The sequence below is a fragment of the Amycolatopsis anabasis genome (genome assembly GCF_009765355.1).
Classification (GTDB): domain Bacteria; phylum Actinomycetota; class Actinomycetes; order Mycobacteriales; family Pseudonocardiaceae; genus Amycolatopsis; species Amycolatopsis anabasis.
In genome coordinates this window covers 51,736-68,692 of the sequence record NZ_VTHK01000018.1, presented here as the reverse complement: position 1 = coordinate 68,692, position 16,957 = coordinate 51,736, and the positions used below count along the sequence as shown (strand labels likewise).

Sequence of the window (16,957 nt, the reverse complement as noted above, 5' to 3'; positions counted from 1 at the left end):
CCTCTACCGGTAGATCAGATACCGCTGCCGCTTCCTGGTGAATTCGTCGAGCTCGCCCCGCCAGGCGCCGACGATCTCGTCGACGTCCGCGCCCCGGTCGACCATCGTGCGCAGGCGGTCCGAACCGGACAGCTTGTCGATGAAGTTGTCCGTTCGCCAGCCGAAGATGGTGGGGTGCAACCGTTTCGCCGTGACGATCATCGCGACCGCGGTGCGGATCGCGTCGAAGGAACGGGGATCGGTGATCGTCAGCTGCACCCCGCCGCAGGTCTGGCCGGTGAACTTGCCGAAGGTGGGCACGAAGTAGGTCTCCCGGAACCGCGCGCCGGGCAGCCCGGCCTCGCCGAGTTTCTCCCGCCACCGCCAGTCCAGCCCGGGCGCGCCGATGATCTCGAACGGGCGCGTGGTGCCCCGGCCCTCGGAGAACACCGTGCCCTCGAACAGCCCGGTTCCCGGGTAGACGAGCGCGGTGTCCGGGGTGGGCATGTTCGGGCTCGGCGGGGTCCAGCCGAGCCCGGTCTGCGCGAAGAAGCGGTCCCGCTTCCAGCCGCGCACGGCGACCACGTCCAGTTTGGCCAGTGCGGTCCCCTCGCCGGGCAGGAACTCCGCGGCGAAGAACCGCGCCAGCTCGCCGACCGTCATGCCGTGCTGCTGCACGATCGGCTTCCGGCCGACCCCGGACGCGAACGCGGGATCCAGCGTCGGCCCGGAAGCCTTGCCGCCCAAGGGGTTCGGCCGGTCCAGCACCACGAACGCGGCGCCCGTGCGCGCCGCGGCCACCATCGCCGTGTACATCGACCAGATGTAGGTGTAGAAGCGCGCGCCGACATCGGCGATGTCGAACACCACGGTGTCCACACCGGCCTTGGTGAACATCCCGGCGAGCTTGGTCGCGTCCACGCCGTACGCGTCGTACACCGGGACGCCGGTGCGCGGGTCGGTGTAGTCGCCTTCGGACCCACCGGCCTGCGCGCTGCCGCGGAAACCGTGTTCCGGGCCGAACGCGGCCACCGGGCGGGTCCCGGCCGCGACCATCGAGTCGACGATGTGGTCGGAGTTCGCCAGCACGCCGGTCGGGTTGGACAGCACGCCGACCTTGCGCCCGGCGAGCGCGCGCCAGCCCCGCGTGGCGAGCACGTCCGCGCCGGTCGTCACGATTCCCGTGTTCGCTTCGGTTTCCGCGGCGGCCAGGGACGAGCTCGCGGCCAGGGCCGGGGTGGCCAGCGCGCCCGCGGTGATGAACCGGCGGCGGTTGACGGTCACCAGCTCAGCCCGTGGCCGAAGCGGAACAGGACCTTGCCGGGATCGGCGCCGGTGGGGATGTCGACCGGCAGCTTGCCCCGCGGCGCCAGCTCGCCCCGAAGCACCTTGGCCAGGGAATTCATGGTCACGTCCCGCCAGTCGTAGGTGGCCAGCCAGGTCGGCACGTCCGCGTAACCGGGATCGTACGGTTCCTGGACCGTCACCGCGATGACCGGTTTTCCGGTGCCCTGCAAGGCGGAGACCAGGTCGCGCTGGGCGGCGCTGGTGCGCAGGCCGTTGGTCAGCACGACCACGGTGTCGGCGTTCTTCGCCGCCGCGACCGCCGCGTCGATCTTCGCCGCGTTCGGGGCGGTGCCGGTGGACAGCGCGGTCGCCCCGAGCGCCTTGGCGAGCGCGGCGACCGGTTCCGCCGGGTAGCCGGGGTATTCCGGCCGGTTCCAGCCGGTGACCAGGACCTTGCCCGGGTTCTTCAGCGGCAGCAGGCCCGCGTCGTTGCGCAGCGCGGTCGTGGTGCGGTCGGTGATGGCCTGGATCTTCGCGAGGTTCTCCCGGGTGCCGACCTTCCGCGCCACGGCGTGCTCGTCGGCGAACGGTTTGGCCAGGATTCCGCGTTTCCACTTCAGTTTGAGGATGCGCTGCACGCTCTGGTCGATGCGCTGCTCGGTGATCCGGCCGCCGCGCACGGCGTCCAGCACGCCCTTGATCGCGACGCCGAGATCGGGCGGCATCAGCATCTGGTCCACGCCCGCTTCGATGGCCAGCACGGGGATTTCCGAGTCGGGGTGCAGCTTGCGCACCCCTTCCATCTGCAGCGAATCGGTGACGACCACGCCGTCGTACTTCAGCTCGTCGCGCAGCAAACCGGTCATGATCGGTTTGGACAGCGTGGCCGGGTTGCCGGAGGGATCCAGGCTGGGCACGGTGATGTGCGCGGTCATGATCGAGTCGATGCCGGCGTCGATGGCCGCCTTGAAGGGCGGCAGATCGATCGCCCGCCACTGCTCCGCGGACCGGTTAATCACCGGCAGGCCGGTGTGGCTGTCGGTGGCCGCGTCGCCGTGGCCGGGGAAGTGCTTGGCGGAAGAGGAAACCGTCTCGGTCGCCCTGCCGGCACGCTGGTACCCGTTGACCTCGGCGGCCACCAGTTGCCCGGTCAGCGCGGGATCCGAGGAGAACGAACGCGATCCGATGACCGGGTTGAGGGGGTTGGAGTTCACGTCGGCGTCCGGTGCGAAGTCCTGGGCGATGCCCATGGCGCGCAGTTCCCGGCCGTTGATCCCGGCGAGGGTGCGCGCGTCCTCGGTGCTGCGCCCCGCCCCGATCGCCATGTTGCTGGGGTATTCGGTCGCCGGGGCACCGATGCGGGTGACCCGGCCGCCTTCCTGATCGGTGGAGATGATCAGCGGCAGATGGGTGCCGGAGCCCAGCGCGGCGCGTTGCAACCCGTTCGAGAACCGGGCGAGCTGCACGGGATCGTCGACGTTGTCGGTGCCCGGGTTGTTGAAGTAGATGACGCCGCCGACCCCGTACTTCTTGACGACCTCGGCGGCCGTGCCGACGCCGTACTTCTTCTGGTTGCCGTCGTTGACCTCGGTCGCGGACTTCCCCCAGACGTCGGCGACGAAGAGCTGCCCGACCTTCTGCTCGAGTGTCATTCCGCGCAACGCTTGCCGGGCCCATGCCGAGGATTCGAGCTCGGCCTGCTGCTCGGCGCTCATCGCGGCGGCCGGGCTCGCGGCGGAGATGCCGGAAAGGGCGAGCAGTCCGGCGCACGACGCCGCGAGTGCATGGAACCTCCGGGTGCGCGCATGCCGAACGGTCACGACAGCCTCCCTAGTCGGGTCGCGCGACGCCACCGCGCCACGCCGAAGAACCACCCCGGCGATCCGAAATATCCTCACCCGAATCGACCGGCACCGGGAAGCTACTAACCGATTCCCCCCAGGTCAACGACCCACTGTGCCGTTCGGAGTACCCACCGCAACCCCCACCCCGAAATCGTTACACCAGCCCAGGTTCCGCCTTGCCCCCGCAACACGCGGCCCCACCCCAACAAATCCTCAACCCAACCGGCCCCAGCCACCCGAAGCCCCAACCGGCGTTGGTCCAAACCCCACGCGCCCAGCCCTACCAACGCAAGGAACTCGGAACGTGGGGGTGTGGGGGGTCGCCCCCCACAACAAAACGGGCCCCTGGGAAGTTGGCGTATGCCAACTGAACAGGGGCCCGCTCGCGCGGACTGCTCGGGTGACCAAGCGTGCAACTCCAGTCGTACCTACCTGGACTCGGCGTCCGGCGTCCCGGTACGCAGTCCCTAGACGACAAGCCTCCCGCGGCGTGCTGCGCGTGGGTGCCCGGAGTCCGCGCACGGAGATCTCATGGGGTGGATGAAGGCTTCTCTTCGCCTACTCCCTGGCCATCAAGATGTCCGCACCTACTTTCTACCCAGTGACGGCCGTCACTACAAGGGCGCGGACGGGTGCACCGTTACAGAGGCTCGATTTAGTGAGCGCGCGCACCCTCCGCGACCTGCGGCAAGGTGCCCGGAGGGTGGTGGTTCGCGGGGGTACCGCCGTGTGGGTGGCTACCGGGTCCGGCACGCACAGGGGGCGACGAATCCGCTTGATCCCAGCGCAATTTGCGAGCTGCGACCTGCTCGCCGGAACGGGTTACTTCTCCCGTTTCCGGCGGGACAGGCCGTACCAGGTGACACCCGCGGCGACCGCGCCGACGCCCACCCCGAGCGCGACGGCCGCCGCGGCGGACGGGCCGGTGATCCGGTTGCGCAGCGACACGGGATTGGAGAACGCGAGCACCGGCCAGTCCCGTTCGGCGGCGAGTTTGCGCAGTGCCCGGTCCGGGTTCACCACATGGGGATGGCCGACGGCCTCCAGTAACGGAATGTCCGTACTCGAATCCGTATAGGCGTGGCAACTTGCCAGGTCGTACCCGTATTCGGCGGCGAGGCGGCGGGCGGCGACCGCTTTCTGCTCGCCGTAGCAGTAGAAGTCGACTTGGCCGGAATAACGGCCGTCGACGATTTCCATCCGCGTCGCGACGCTGCGGGTGGCGCCGAGCATCTCGGCGATCGGCGCCACGACTTCTTCGCCGGTCGCGGAAAGCACGACCACGTCGTGCCCTTCGGCCTGGTGCCGGCTGATGAGTTCGGCGGCTTCGGCGTACACGAGCGGATCGACCACGTCGTGCAGGGTTTCGTTGACCACCGCGCGGATCTGGGCGACGTCCCAGCCCGCGCAGAGCGCCGAGATCTCGGCGCGCATCCGCTCGGTCTTGCTCGCGTCGGCGCCGGACAGCGAGAAGACCAGTTGCGCATACGCGCTCTTCAACGCGGCGCGGCGGTTGATCAGGCCTTGCCGGAGCAGGGGGCGGCTGAACGCGAGGGCGCTGGAGGAGGCGATGATCGTCTTGTCGAGATCGAAGAATGCCGCGACCCGGGTCGCCGCGGGGGCGGGATCGATCGGCGCGCTCGGCGGCGAGCTGGGTGAGTCGGCCACGCCCCCAGGATAAGTGGGCGCGATTCGCGGCCTGGTCTCGTACCCGGGGTGAGAACGCGAGCGCGCGCTGTTATCGGTAACCACGCGGACGGGCGAACTCGGCGTCCGCTTGGTGGGACAGGCACGAACGCCGGGTGTGGGACGGAAATTACGCGACCCGAGTGGAAATCGATTGCCCATGCCGTTATCGAATTGTGGGTGGCGTGCGGAGCGCCAACTCGGGGGTCGGCGAGTTACAGTTAGGCCGTCCGGTGTTTCACCGGACCGGTTCAGTCCGACCCCCCGGGGCTGAACCCCTGGCGACCCCCGTCCCTCCCCCCTGGCGGGGGTCGCCCCTTTTCACCGGTGCTTTCGCGGGTGCCGCGCGGTCCCCGCACATTCTCCCGCACACCCCCGACAACGCGTGCGCGCCCGGGGCGGGACCGCGGCCGGTTGTCCACAGCACCCCGGTTGTCCACAAGCCGATCAACACCGCCTTGTCCCGCCCGCACCCCCGGCGCGACGGTGGACTTCCGGCCGCGACCAAGCCTTCGCCCAGGCCGGAGAGTCCACTGGGGACGGTTGCACAGGGGGTTTGCCATGACGGAGAACCGGCCACTCGTCGTCGGCTGCGACGACACGGTCATCGAGGAGATACTGCGGCTCGCGGCCGCGGTCGGGTGCGACACCGAACGCGCCCCGGATCTGGTCGCGGCGCGCGGCCGCTGGGCGCACGCGCCGCTCGTACTCCTCGACGAGCACGTGGTCCGCGTCGAGCCGGAGCTGCCGCGCCGCCGCGGCGTGTTCCTGGTCAGCAAAGGGCCGCCCGCGCCGGAAACCTGGCAGCGTGCTTTCGAGGCCGGTGTCGAACGGGTCGTCACGCTGCCCGAAGGCGAGGACGGACTCATCGCGGAGCTCGCCGAGGTCGTCGAGGGCCCGGGTGTCGAAGGCGGCTGTGTCGTCGGAGTGCTCGGCGGCCGGGGCGGCGCGGGCGCCTCGGTGCTGGCCGCGAGCATCGGCCTCACCGCGGCCCGCGAGGGGCCCGCGTTGCTGGTCGACTGCGATCCGCTCGGCGGCGGGATCGATCTGCTCCTCGGCGCCGAACTCGATGGCGGCCTGCGCTGGCCCGCGCTCCGCGTCGGCTCCGGGCGGGTGTCGATGCCCGCGTTGCACTCCGCGCTGCCCGAGCGGCGGCACGGCGACGGGCGGCTGTCGTTCATCTCGTGCGACCGGGAGAGCCTCGGCCCGACCGCGCAGGCGGTCAAGGCCGTGGTCGAAGCCGGGCGGCGGTCCGGCCGGGTCGTGGTCTGCGATCTGCCCCGCCAGCTCGGCGCCGGCGCCGCGGCCGCGGCGGACCAGGCCGACCTTCTCGTCCTGGTCGTCCCGGCCGAGGTGCGGGCCTGCCTGGCGGCGAAATGCGTGCTCCACCGCCTCGGCGAGCGCGAGGGACGGGTGCGGGTGGTCGTCCGCGGCCCCGCCCCGGACGGTCTCGACGCCGAGTACGTGGCCGATGTGGTGGGCGTACCGCTCATCGCGGACATGCCCGCCGAACGCGGCCTCGCCAAGGCGCTCGAGCGCGGTGAGTTCGCGCCGCGTCCGCGCGGCCCGCTGGCGACCGCCGCGCAGGCGGTCCTGACCGCGGCCCGCTCCGGCCGCTCCGAAGCGGGTGCGCCGCGATGAACGACGATCTGGTCGAGCGGGTCCGGCTGCGGCTCGCGGGCGCCGGGGACCCCGCGGACTCCGCGGCGGTCGCCGCCGCGGTGCGCGCCGAAGCCGGCGGGGCCGTCGATCACGCGGAGGTGCTGGACACCCTGCGCCTGATGCGCCGGGAATTCGTCGGCGTAGGCCCGCTGGAGCCGCTGCTCGGCGATCCGAGCACCACCGATGTCCTGGTCACCGCCCCGGAAGAGGTCTGGGTCGACGGGGCGGGCGGGCTCCGCCGCACCGAGGTGCGGTTCTCCGGGGAGGAGGCGGTCCGCACGCTCGCCCAGCGGCTCGCCCACGCCGCCGGGCGGCGGCTGGACGACGCCCGGCCCTACGTGGACGGCTGGCTCCCCGGCGCGGGTCCGCACGGCCGGATCCGGTTGCACGCCGTGCTCCCGCCGGTCGCCGCGGACGGCACCTGCGTCTCCCTGCGCGTGCTGCGCCCGGCCGTGCACGACTTGCGCGCCCTGCGCGAACTCGGCACGTTCGGCGCCGAAAGCGAGCGCCTCCTGGAGGCGCTCGTGGTGGCACGGCTCGCGTTCCTGGTCACCGGGTGCACCGGTGCCGGGAAGAGCACGCTGCTGGCCGCGCTGCTCGGCCGCGTCCCGCCGGCGGAACGGATCGTCTGCGTCGAAGACGCGGGTGAGCTGCAGCCCGAGCATCCGCAATTCGTCCGGCTGGTCGCCCGCCCGCCCAATGTGGAGGGCGCGGGCGAGGTCACCCTGCGCGATCTGGTCCGGCAGGCGCTGCGGATGCGTCCCGATCGCCTGGTGTCGGCGAGGTGCGCGGCCGCGAAGTCTGCGAACTGCTCACCGCCCTGAACACCGGGCACGATGGCGGGGCGTGCACGCTGCACGCCAACTCGCCCGGCGAGGTACCGGCGCGGCTGGAGGCGCTGGCCGCGCTCGGCGGCCTGTCCCGGGCCGCGCTGCACAGCCAGCTCGCCGCCGCGGTTCAGGTCGTGCTGCACATGACTCGCGCATCGGGCGGGGCACGGCGACTCGCCGAGATCGGCGTCCTGCAGCGGGACGACGGCGGCGTACGGGTGCGGCCGGTGTGGCGCGCGGGCGCCTGGACCGAGGCGCGAGCGTTGCTCACCGAACTGCTCGAGCGGCGAGGGGTGCGAGCACCGTGTTGAGCCCCAGCGCTTTCCTGTGCGCGGCCGCCTTGTTCTGCTGGCCCGCCCGGTGTCCGGAAACACGGCTCGCCAGACTGCTGCACGCGCGCCGAGCCCGGCTCCCGCGCGTCCCGGTCCGGCTCGCCTGCTGCCTGCCGGTGCTCGTGATCCTCCCGGCCGCCGCGTTCGCGGGGCCGGCGGGTGCGGTCGCCGCCGCGTTGCTCGTGGCCGCCGGATGGCGGCAGTGGCGGCTGCGGTCGCGGGCGAGCGACGCGATCGCCTCGGCACGGGCGATGGCCGAGGCATTGCGCACCATGGTGGCCGAATTGCGGGCGGGCGCACACCCCGCGGTGGCCGCCGAATCGGCCGCCACCGACGCACCCGCGGCAGCGGCGGCCGCGATGCGAGCGGTGGCCGGTTCGGCCCGGCTCGGCGGCGATCTCGGTGCCGCGCTGGCCGCCGCGACCGCGTTGGACGCCGCCTCGGCGGGAGGACGTACCTCGACGCCGCGGCCTGCGACCGGCGAGTTCCGGTGCTCGCCTTCCACAGGTCACTCCGGTTATCAGGCGCTCTCTCCGGCGGGGGCGCTCGGCGGGCTCACCCGGGCGTGGGCGCTCGCCCGGCGGCACGGGCTCCCGATGGCCGAGGTGCTTGACGCCGTACGGCGGGACCTCGCGGCGACCGCCCGTTTCGCGGACCAGACCCGCGCCAGGATGGCGGGTCCCCGGGCCGGCGCCTTCGTCCTGGCGTTGCTGCCCGCGGCCGGGGTCGCGCTGGGCGAGGCCATGGGGGCGCATCCGCTGCGGGTGCTCACCGCGACCCCGCCCGGGCAGGCGCTGCTGGTCATCGGATGCGCCCTGATCTGGGCGGGAACCGCCTGGAGCGCCCGCCTGACCGAACCGGCGGTGCCGCGATGACCGGCGCGGCCGCGGCGCTGATCGCCGCCGCTTTGCTGGTGGCGCCGGAACCCCGCGTCGCGCGATCCCGGCTGGCTCGCCTGCGCCCGCCCGCGCGCCGGGACCCGCGTCGCTGGCCGTCCCCGGCTCGCGCCCCGGCGGCCTGGCTGGCCGCGGGGACGGGCGCGCTGACCATCGCCCTCGGCGGCTGGCCGCACGGGGTCGTGCTGGCGGGGCCGGTCGCCGGGCTGGCGTGGCTTTCCGCGCGGTGGTGGGCACGGCGCCGTCGCGCGGGCGGAGGTGCCGAGGCGCTTCGGCTCGCCGCGACCTGGGACCTGCTGGCGGCTTGCCTGCGAGCCGGGCTGCCGGTGCCGGTGGCGATCCGGGCGGTGGCCGACGGCGCCGGGGAGCCGGCCGCTTCCGCCGCGCTCCGGTCCACGGCCGAACTGCTCGCCCTGGGCGCGGGCGAACGCGAAGCCTGGGCGCCCGCACGGGATTGCCCCGCGACCGCCGAACTGGCCCGGGCCGCCCAGCGCACCACGCGCTCGGGAACCGCCCTGGCCGGGGTGGCGGCGGAACTGGCGGCGTGCGTACGTGACTCGATGCGCGACGAAGCCGAGGCGAGGGCGCAGCGGGCGGGCGTCCTGATCGCCGGGCCGCTCGGCCTGTGCTTCCTGCCCGCGTTCCTCTGCCTCGGGGTGCTCCCGGTCGTCCTCGGCCTGGCCGAAGGGCTCGCCCTGCCGCACTGATCACCAAGCGTCCACTGTGGACAAGATAGGAAACCGCAACCGAGAAGGGATTTCGACATGATCGCTCAACGGAAGTACCGGTCACGCCGGTGGTGGTCGCCCGGATGGCGTTCGCCGTTCGCCGGAGACGTGGGAATGAGCACGGCCGAGTACGCGATCGGCACGATCGCCGCGGCGGCGTTCGCGGGCGTGCTCTACCTGGTCCTCACCGGTGACACGATCACCGACGGGGTGAAGGCGCTGGTGGAACGTGCGCTCTCGTTCGTGGCGTGAGGGCGGGGTGGCCGCACGGGGCGATCCCGAGCGCGGCGCGGTCACCGTGGAGGCGGCGATCGCCGTGGGAGCGTTGATCTTCGTTCTGGGCATGGCGCTCGCCGCGCTCGTCGCGATGGCCGATCAGCTGCGCTGCGTCGACGCCGCCCGCGAGGCCGCCCGGCTGGTCGCCCGCGGGGACCGGCAACTCGCCGACCAGGCCGTGGCCGAGATCGCGCCCGCCGGCGCCCGGCTGGCGGTGCGCACCGAGTCCGGGACCGTGGAGATCGAGGTGCGCGCCGCGCCCGCCGGTGGGCTGCTGCCCGGTGTCGAACTGCGCGGTTCGGCCTACGCGGTGCTCGAACCCGAGCCGGAGGCTCCCGGTGCGCCGCCGTAGCCGGGCGCGGCGGATGTCCGCCGACGCCGGGATGGCGACGGTGTGGACCGCCGCGGCGATCGCGGGGCTGCTCCTGGTCACCGGGCTGCTGTGCTGGCTCGGCTCGGCGGCACTGGCCCGTCACCGGGCGAGCGGGGCGGCCGACCTGGCTGCCCTGGCCGCCGCCGGTCGCGCGCGGGACGGCGTCGGCGTGGCCTGCGAGCGCGCGAGCTGGGTCGTCTGGCGGATGGGCGCGCGGCTGATCAGCTGCCGCCTCGACGGGCCGGACGCGCTGGTCGAGGTCGAGTGCCCGTTATCGGGCGCGCTGAACGGTTTCGCACCGGCCGCCGCGCGGGCCCGCGCCGGGCCGGTCGACCGTTCACCGACGCCGGTGTACGGCGAGCGGTAGGCGGCGCGGGCCCGGTCAGGCGGGCGATGCACGTGCAGATGTGTTGTGCGTCAAGGCAAAACCGTGCAGGCGAGGCGGTATGTGGGCCAGGCCCGGGTGGGGATGACTCACGCGACGGGTGGACGGGCGGCGTTCGGTCGAACGGTGGGCCGCCGTTCGTTCATCGTGCCGCAACCGCCGGTTGCCGCTGGGGCCCTACCGGCACTTTGCAAGTTGCCGTTTATTTGAGTGAGACAGCCCACCCCGCCTGAGGTGGAAGAGGTAGGAGGCAGAGCAAGCAATGTTGGACACGGATTGGTCGGATAGCTGGCGCGGCGCGTTCCGCATCGAGCTGCGCGCCGAAGCCATCGGCCTCGCCTGGCGTGGCTGGCCGGTGTTCCCGGGCACCTATCCGGCGGTCGCCGACGACGACGCGCCTGGCGCGGAGCCGGACGCGGCCTGGTTCGGGCCGGTGCCCGCGCACGCGGACTGGCGTGAGCGGCTCGGTGCGCACCCGCACCAGGTGGCGTCCTGGTGGACCGGAACGCCGTACAGCCTGCTCGTGGCGACCGGCACGGTGCTCGACGCCGTCGAGGTCGACGACGAGCTGGGCCGGCGGGCCGCCCGCCTGCTGCGCGCGACCGGGCACCCCGCGCCGATCGTCGCCATGCCGAACGGCCGGTGGCTGTTCCTGACCACCGCGGCCGACCGGGTGCCGGCGGAACTCGGTGAGCACCGCGGCATCCGCGTGCACGGTGCGGACAGCTGGATTCCGTTGCCGCCCACGCCGTATCAGCACGGAGTGGTGCACTGGCGGGTCAAGCCGGAGGTCTGGGGATGGCAGCTCCCGGCCGCGCACGCGGTGCACGAAGTGCTCGTGCGTGCCCTGGACGGCGAGCACGTGAGCAGCACTCAGCAGTTGGTCGCCGCGGAGCCCTCCGCGGCGTGATGGACCTCGTGGTCGTGCCGGGCGCCGGGTTGTACCGCCCCCAGCACGGTGCCGAGTACGGCCACCGCCCCCGCCTTGTCCAGTGGGTCGTTGCCATTCCCGCATTTTGGTGACTGCACACAGGACGGGCAGCCCGTCGGGCACTCGCAGGAGATGATCGCCTCCCGCGTAGCGGCCAACCACGGGACCAGCGCGGCAAAGCCGCGATCGGCGAATCCCGCACCCCCGGGATGACCGTCATGCACGAACACCGTCGCCTCCCCGGTGTCAGCGTGCAGGGCGGTGGAGACTCCGCCGATGTCCCAACGGTCGCACGTAGCGAACAGCGGTAGCAGGCCGATCGCCGCGTGCTCGGCGGCATGCAGGGCACCGGGGACGCGCGCCGGATCGAGCCCGGCGCCCCCCGGTGCCCTGCCACTTCTGTTCCCGGTGCCGCGGTTCTCGGCGCCGCCGGTCCCGGTCAGCAGCTCTTCCGAGATCGTGTACCAGACCGCGCGGGTGCGCAGTTCCTGCTGCGGCAGGTCCAGCGGTATCTGGTCGAGCACTTCGCCCGAGGGCAACCGGCGCAGGTAGCCCACCACCTGCGAGGTCACCGAGACCTCGCCGAGGCAGACGCTGACCCCGCCGTGGTCCGTGCGGTGCTGCGTGTGCAGCACGGCGATGTCCACCACTTCGCGGGCCGAGGTGTTCCACTCCGGATCCTCCGCGTGCACGAGGGCCAGCGCCGACTCCAGATCCAGTTCGTCGACCACGTACGACGCGCCCTGGTGCAGGTACACCGCGCCGGGATGCACCGTGCTGCAGGCGGAACCCGGGTCCACGGTGCCCAGCAGCCGCGAGGTCTCCGCTTCGACCACCGCGATCTGCTCGCCGCCGGAACCGCGGATGTCGACGTCCCGGTGCGGCTGCATCCGGGAAGTCCAGTACCAGCCGCTCGGCCGGCGGCGCAGCAGCTTGTCCGCCACCAGCGAGTCGAGCACCTCGCGGGCCACTTCGCCGCCGAACGGCTCCAGTTCGTCGGCGGTCAGCGGAAGTTCCGACGCGGCGCAGGCGAGCTGGGGCGCAAGCACGTACGGGTTGGCGGGGTCGAGCACCGCCGTTTCCACCGGGCGGTCCAGGATCGCCGCCGGGTGGTGCACGAGGTAGGTGTCCAGCGGGTCGTCGCGCGCGACGAACACCACCAGCGCGCCGTCGCCCGCGCGCCCGGCGCGGCCCGCCTGCTGCCAGAACGAGGCCAGCGTCCCCGGGTAACCGGCCAGCACCACCGCGTCCAGGCCCGCGATGTCGACACCCAGTTCGAGCGCGTTCGTGGAGGCGACGCCGAGCAGGTCACCGGTGAGCAGCGACCGTTCCAGGGCGCGTCGTTCCTCGGGCAGGAACCCCGCGCGGTAGGCGGCCACCAGCCCCGGCAGCGAGGAGTCCACTTCGGACAGGATGCGGCGGGCGCCGAGCGCGGTCAGCTCGGCGCCCCGGCGGGACCGCACGAACGTCAGCGTGCGGGCGCCCTCGATGACCAGTTCGGCCAGGATCCGGGACGCCTCGGCCCCGGCGGAACGCCGCACCGGGGCGCCGTTCTCGCCGGAGAGCTCGTCCAGCAGCGGCGGTTCCCACAGCGCCACGGTCCGGGCGCCGCGGGGCGAGCCGTCCGCGGTCACCGGCACGCAGTCGACCCCGGTCAGCCGGGCGGCGAACTCGCCGGGATCGGCCGTGGTCGCCGAGGCCAGCACGAACACCGGGGACGATCCGTACCGCCGCGCCACCCGCCGCAGCCGCCGCAGGAGCAGGGCCACGTGCGAGCCGAACACCCCGCGATAGCTGTGGCACTCGTCGACGATCACGTAGGACAGCCGCTTGAACAGGCGGGCCCACCGCCCGTGCGCGGACAGGATGCCCCGGTGCAGCATGTCCGGGTTGGTGAACACCCAGCGGGCGTGCGCGCGCACCCAGTCCCGCTCGGCCATCGGGGTGTCGCCGTCGTACGAGGCCGCCCGCACGTCCGGGATGTCCAAAGAGGACACCGAGCGGAGCTGGTCGGCGCCCAGCGCCTTGGTCGGCGAGAGGTACAGCGCGCAGGCCCTGTCGTCGCCGGCCAGGGCGGAGAGCACGGGGAGCTGGTAGGCCAGCGACTTGCCCGACGCGGTGCCGGTCGCCACCACCACACTCCGCCCGGAGTGCGCGAGCGAGGCCGCCTCGACCTGATGGGCCCACGGCCGCGGCACGCCGGTGGCGCGCAGGGCGTCGACGAGTTCCGGCGGCGCCCAGGACGGCCAGTCGGCGAACCGGGCCTCGCGGGCGGGCTGCTCGGCCACGTGGGTGACCGGATCGCGGTGTTCGGGGATTCCGGCGGTGACCCGGCGCAGGAGGTGCCGAGCCCGGTCGCCGTCTGCCGCGTGGTCCACGTGCCGAGCTTGGCACAACGGACCGACAGACCGGCAAAACCCGGTGTGCCGCTTTGGAAATCGACCTTAGTGAGGAGTCTCACAGCAATTACGCACGGTATTCTCGATGGGACTCCTTGCCGACGCGGAATGCAGTACCAATACACTCCGGCCAACCACACCACCTGTGGTGTAGATCCCATGCCAGCGTCGGCTCGGGCAGTTTCGGCAGTTCGGCCGCCGCTGACGACATGCGACGTCTCCAGGAGGACGAATGTCCCGGCAGTTCCTCGCGGAGGGCCTCGAGCTCTCCGGGGGTGATTACGGCATCGTGGCCGTGGTCGCCGTGGTGGCTCTTGCCGCACTGGTCGTTGGCTACATCCTGCTCAAGGAGGTGCTGGCCGCCGGCCAGGGCACCTCGAAGATGCAGGAGATCGCCAAGGCCGTGCAGGAAGGCGCGGCCGCCTATCTCAAACGGCAGCGCAACACACTCGCCATTTTCGGCGTGGTCGTGTTCCTGCTGCTGTTCGCGTTGCCCGCGGAGGACTGGAACGAGCGGATAGGGCGCTCGTTGTTCTTCCTGATCGGTGCCGCGTTCTCGTTCACGATCGGTTACCTCGGCATGTGGCTCGCCACCCAGGCGAACCTGCGCGTGGCCGCCGCTTCCCGGGAACAAGGTGGCCGGGAAAAGGCCATGCGGGTGGCATTCCGCACCGGTGGCGTCGTCGGCATGATCACCGTGGGCCTGGGCCTGTTCGGCGCCGCGGTCGTGGTGCTGGCCTACGCGGGCCAGGCCCCGAAGGTGCTGGAGGGCTTCGGCTTCGGCGCCGCGCTCATCGCGATGTTCATGCGGGTCGGCGGCGGCATCTTCACCAAGGCCGCCGACGTGGGCGCCGACCTGGTCGGCAAGGTCGAGCAGAACATCCCCGAGGACGACCCGCGCAACGCGGCCACCATCGCCGACAACGTCGGGGACAACGTGGGTGACTGCGCCGGGATGGCGGCGGACCTGTTCGAGTCCTACGCGGTGACCCTGGTCGCCGCGCTGATCCTCGGCAGCACCGCGTTCGGCGTCGACGGCCTGCTGTTCCCGCTGATCGTGCCGGCCATCGGCGTGATCACCGCGGTGATCGGCGTGTACATCACCAGGGCGCGGTCCGGCGAGGGTGGCCTGGTCACCATCAACCGGTCGTTCTACATCTCCGCGGGCATTTCCGCGGTGCTCTCCACGATCGCCGCGTTCGCGTTCCTGCCCAGCTCGTTCGCCGACTTCGGCGCGGATCACGCGGGCATCGCGGGCAACCCGGCGGTGATCGCCACCGTCGCGGTGATCATCGGCATCGTGCTGGCCGCGGTCATCCTCAAACTCACCGGGTACTACACCGGCACCGAGCACAAGCCGGTCAAGGACGTCGGCAAGACCTCCGAGACCGGCGCCGCCACGGTCATCCTGTCCGGTATCTCGGTCGGCTTCGAGTCCGCGGTGTACACCGCGATCGTGATCGGCGCCGCGGTGTTCGGCGCCTACCTGCTGGGTGGCACGGTCGCCCTGTTCGCCGTCGCGCTGGCCGGGACCGGCCTGCTCACCACGGTCGGCGTGATCGTCGCGATGGACACCTTCGGCCCGGTTTCGGACAACGCGCAGGGCATCGCCGAGATGTCCGGTGACGTGGACGAGGACGCGGCGCAGATCCTCACCGAGCTGGACGCGGTCGGCAACACCACCAAGGCGATCACCAAGGGCATCGCGATCGCGACCGCCGTGCTGGCGGCCACCGCGCTGTTCGGCTCCTACCAGGACTCGATCGCGAAGGCCGTCGCCGACATCGGCGCCTCGGCCGAGGGCGTCAAGTCGTTCGTCAACGCGATCGTCAGCCCGAACACCCTGGTCGGCGTGATGATCGGCGCCGCGGTCGTGTTCATGTTCTCCGGCCTCGCGGTGAACGCGGTGTCGCGGGCCGCCGGTGCGGTGGTCTACGAGGTCCGGCGCCAGTTCCGGGACATCCCCGGGATCATGGAGGGCACCACGCGGCCGGAGTACGGCCGGGTCGTCGACATCGTCACCCGGGACTCGCTGCGGGAGCTGGCCACGCCCGGCCTGCTCGCGGTGTTCGCGCCGATCGCCGTCGGCTTCGGCCTGGGCACCGGGGCGCTGGCCGGTTACCTGGCCGGTGCGATCGCGACCGGCACCCTGATGGCGATCTTCCTCGCCAACTCGGGTGGCGCGTGGGACAACGCGAAGAAGCTGGTCGAGGACGGCAACCACGGCGGCAAGGGCTCCGAGGCGCACGCCGCGACGGTCATCGGCGACACCGTCGGCGACCCGTTCAAGGACACCGCCGGTCCGGCCATCAACCCGCTGATCAAGGTGATGAACCTGGTCTCGGTGCTGATCGCGCCCGCGGTGGTCCAGTTCTCGATCGGCCCGGACGCTTCGACCGGACTGCGGATCACCATCTCGCTCGTCGCGGTCGCGGTCATCGTGGCGGCGATCGTGATCTCCAAGCGCCGCGGAACTGTGATCGCGGACACTCCGAGTAACAGCTCGGCGGAAGCCAACGCTTCCTGACAGTTATCCAGGTCGGGCCCGCCACGCAGGAGCGTGTCGGGCCCGACTCATGTCCGGGCTGGTCAGCGGGACACCAGGGGGATCACGGACAGTGATGATCCCCGGCGACTTGCGTCGCGCGGCGGGCTCGGTACCGTCGAGGCGGCTGGGCCCATGTTTTCGGGAGGTGTTCGCGTGCGGCCGCGGAGGACCGTTTTCGCCGCCATAGCAACGGGATTGTGCTTTTCCCTGATCGGATGTGGCCAGCAGCCGTCGATGATGTCCCCCAGAGCCCAGTCCGGTGCGGAACCGGAGGGCCCCGGAGTCTCCCAGGGCGAAGCCGAGCGGCTGGCGGTCGTCGCCCACTGGGCCGACGGGTACTGCGTCGCGGTGGGACAGCTCCTGCAGACCCTTTCCGGTATGCCGATCGTCGATCCCAGCAGCGCGGAACGCGCCTCCCAGAGCTCCGGTGCGGTGCTCGGGGCGATGGCCTCCGGCCTGGACCGGACGGTGCGGAACCTGCGTTCGCTGCCGCCTTCGCCGGTGGCGGGCGGCGAAGGCGTCCGGAACAACGCGATCGGGACGTTCACCGGGGTCCTGAGCCGCACCACGGCGGCCAAACAGCGGCTGGAGGCGACCGCGGTCGGCTCTCCGGAGAACAAACAGGCCCTGGTGGACGCCAGCGGCCCGCTGAACGAGGTCTCCAAGATCAATCTGCTGGGCGGTTTCGACGCGGTGCCGGACCTCGCCGGGGCGGCCGGCCGGGCCCCTTCGTGCCAGCAGCTCACCGCGCCCGGGGGCCCCTCGCCGAGCCTCAGCACCTCCGGCACCCCCGCCAACTGA

13 protein-coding genes and 1 pseudogene are annotated in these 16,957 nt (G+C 72.2%); 10 read left to right on the top strand and 4 right to left on the bottom strand.

The features are described from left to right. Positions 1-3 precede the first annotated feature (3 nt). From FXO23_RS23600 to FXO23_RS23590, 3 genes are all read right to left on the bottom strand, one after another. Positions 4-1,263 (bottom strand): exo-beta-N-acetylmuramidase NamZ family protein, encoded by a 1,260-nt coding sequence (locus FXO23_RS23600; protein ID WP_158887584.1) that lies wholly within the window; start codon positions 1,261-1,263, stop codon positions 4-6. Beyond that, on the bottom strand, positions 1,260-3,086 hold the full coding sequence (locus FXO23_RS23595; RefSeq protein ID WP_425484896.1) for a glycoside hydrolase family 3 protein: 1,827 nt from the start codon (positions 3,084-3,086) through the stop codon (positions 1,260-1,262). The genes FXO23_RS23600 and FXO23_RS23595 overlap by 4 nt, the downstream gene beginning before the upstream one ends. A gap of 846 nt (positions 3,087-3,932) precedes the next feature. Further along, positions 3,933-4,778, bottom strand: coding sequence for an HAD family hydrolase (locus FXO23_RS23590; protein ID WP_425484895.1), 846 nt, complete (start codon positions 4,776-4,778; stop codon positions 3,933-3,935). Between the two features lie 579 nt (positions 4,779-5,357). On the opposite strand from FXO23_RS23590, the gene ssd reads away from it, so the two are divergent. The 8 genes and pseudogenes from ssd to FXO23_RS23550 all read left to right on the top strand — a co-directional run bounded on the left by ssd (position 5,358) and on the right by FXO23_RS23550 (position 11,188). Then, positions 5,358-6,437, top strand: a complete 1,080-nt coding sequence (gene ssd, locus FXO23_RS23585) for a septum site-determining protein Ssd (protein WP_158887583.1) — start codon at positions 5,358-5,360, stop codon at positions 6,435-6,437. Then, a pseudogene (locus FXO23_RS23580) lies at positions 6,434-7,599 on the top strand (TadA family conjugal transfer-associated ATPase). Before ssd ends, FXO23_RS23580 begins: the two are co-directional and overlap by 4 nt. Then, positions 7,593-8,495, top strand: coding sequence for a type II secretion system F family protein (locus tag FXO23_RS23575; protein WP_158887582.1), 903 nt, complete (start codon positions 7,593-7,595; stop codon positions 8,493-8,495). The pseudogene FXO23_RS23580 and the gene FXO23_RS23575 overlap by 7 nt, the downstream one beginning before the upstream one ends. Next, positions 8,492-9,223, top strand: coding sequence for a type II secretion system F family protein (locus FXO23_RS23570; RefSeq protein WP_158887581.1), 732 nt, complete (start codon positions 8,492-8,494; stop codon positions 9,221-9,223). Before FXO23_RS23575 ends, FXO23_RS23570 begins: the two co-directional genes overlap by 4 nt. A gap of 57 nt (positions 9,224-9,280) precedes the next feature. Further along, positions 9,281-9,496, top strand: a complete 216-nt coding sequence (locus FXO23_RS23565) for a DUF4244 domain-containing protein (protein WP_158887580.1) — start codon at positions 9,281-9,283, stop codon at positions 9,494-9,496. A 7-nt stretch (positions 9,497-9,503) separates the two neighbouring features. After that, positions 9,504-9,872 (top strand): TadE family type IV pilus minor pilin, encoded by a 369-nt coding sequence (locus FXO23_RS23560; RefSeq protein WP_158887687.1) that lies wholly within the window; start codon positions 9,504-9,506, stop codon positions 9,870-9,872. After that, positions 9,859-10,260 carry an Rv3654c family TadE-like protein gene (locus FXO23_RS23555; protein WP_343034504.1) on the top strand — a complete coding sequence of 134 codons (402 nt, stop codon included), beginning with the start codon at positions 9,859-9,861 and terminating at the stop codon, positions 10,258-10,260. Before FXO23_RS23560 ends, FXO23_RS23555 begins: the two co-directional genes overlap by 14 nt. Before the next feature lie 280 nt (positions 10,261-10,540). Further along, complete coding sequence (locus FXO23_RS23550; protein WP_158887579.1) at positions 10,541-11,188, top strand: bifunctional DNA primase/polymerase; 648 nt, start codon at positions 10,541-10,543, stop codon at positions 11,186-11,188. Here the strand turns inward: FXO23_RS23550 and FXO23_RS23545 are convergent. Then, positions 11,152-13,587: a DEAD/DEAH box helicase gene (locus FXO23_RS23545; RefSeq protein ID WP_158887578.1), complete on the bottom strand. Its 2,436-nt coding sequence runs from the start codon at positions 13,585-13,587 to the stop codon at positions 11,152-11,154. The genes FXO23_RS23550 and FXO23_RS23545 overlap by 37 nt on opposite strands. A 253-nt stretch (positions 13,588-13,840) precedes the next feature. Here FXO23_RS23545 and FXO23_RS23540 point away from each other — a divergent pair, with 253 nt between their 5' ends. Continuing rightward, positions 13,841-16,135 (top strand): sodium-translocating pyrophosphatase, encoded by a 2,295-nt coding sequence (locus tag FXO23_RS23540; RefSeq protein ID WP_158887577.1) that lies wholly within the window; start codon positions 13,841-13,843, stop codon positions 16,133-16,135. Positions 16,136-16,390: 255 nt separating this feature from the next. Beyond that, on the top strand, positions 16,391-16,957 hold the full coding sequence (locus FXO23_RS23535; protein WP_246257707.1) for a hypothetical protein: 567 nt from the start codon (positions 16,391-16,393) through the stop codon (positions 16,955-16,957).

Bases quoted from the DNA above. Each gene is read 5' to 3' on its own strand.
- FXO23_RS23565 (WP_158887580.1), top strand. From the start codon at position 9,281: ATGATCGCTCAACGGAAGTACCGGTCACGCCGGTGGTGGTCGCCCGGA.
- FXO23_RS23570 (WP_158887581.1), top strand. From the start codon at position 8,492: ATGACCGGCGCGGCCGCGGCGCTGATCGCCGCCGCTTTGCTGGTGGCG.
- FXO23_RS23550 (WP_158887579.1), top strand. From the start codon at position 10,541: ATGTTGGACACGGATTGGTCGGATAGCTGGCGCGGCGCGTTCCGCATC.
- FXO23_RS23535 (WP_246257707.1), top strand. From the start codon at position 16,391: ATGATGTCCCCCAGAGCCCAGTCCGGTGCGGAACCGGAGGGCCCCGGA.
- ssd (WP_158887583.1), top strand. From the start codon at position 5,358: ATGACGGAGAACCGGCCACTCGTCGTCGGCTGCGACGACACGGTCATC.
- FXO23_RS23540 (WP_158887577.1), top strand. From the start codon at position 13,841: ATGTCCCGGCAGTTCCTCGCGGAGGGCCTCGAGCTCTCCGGGGGTGAT.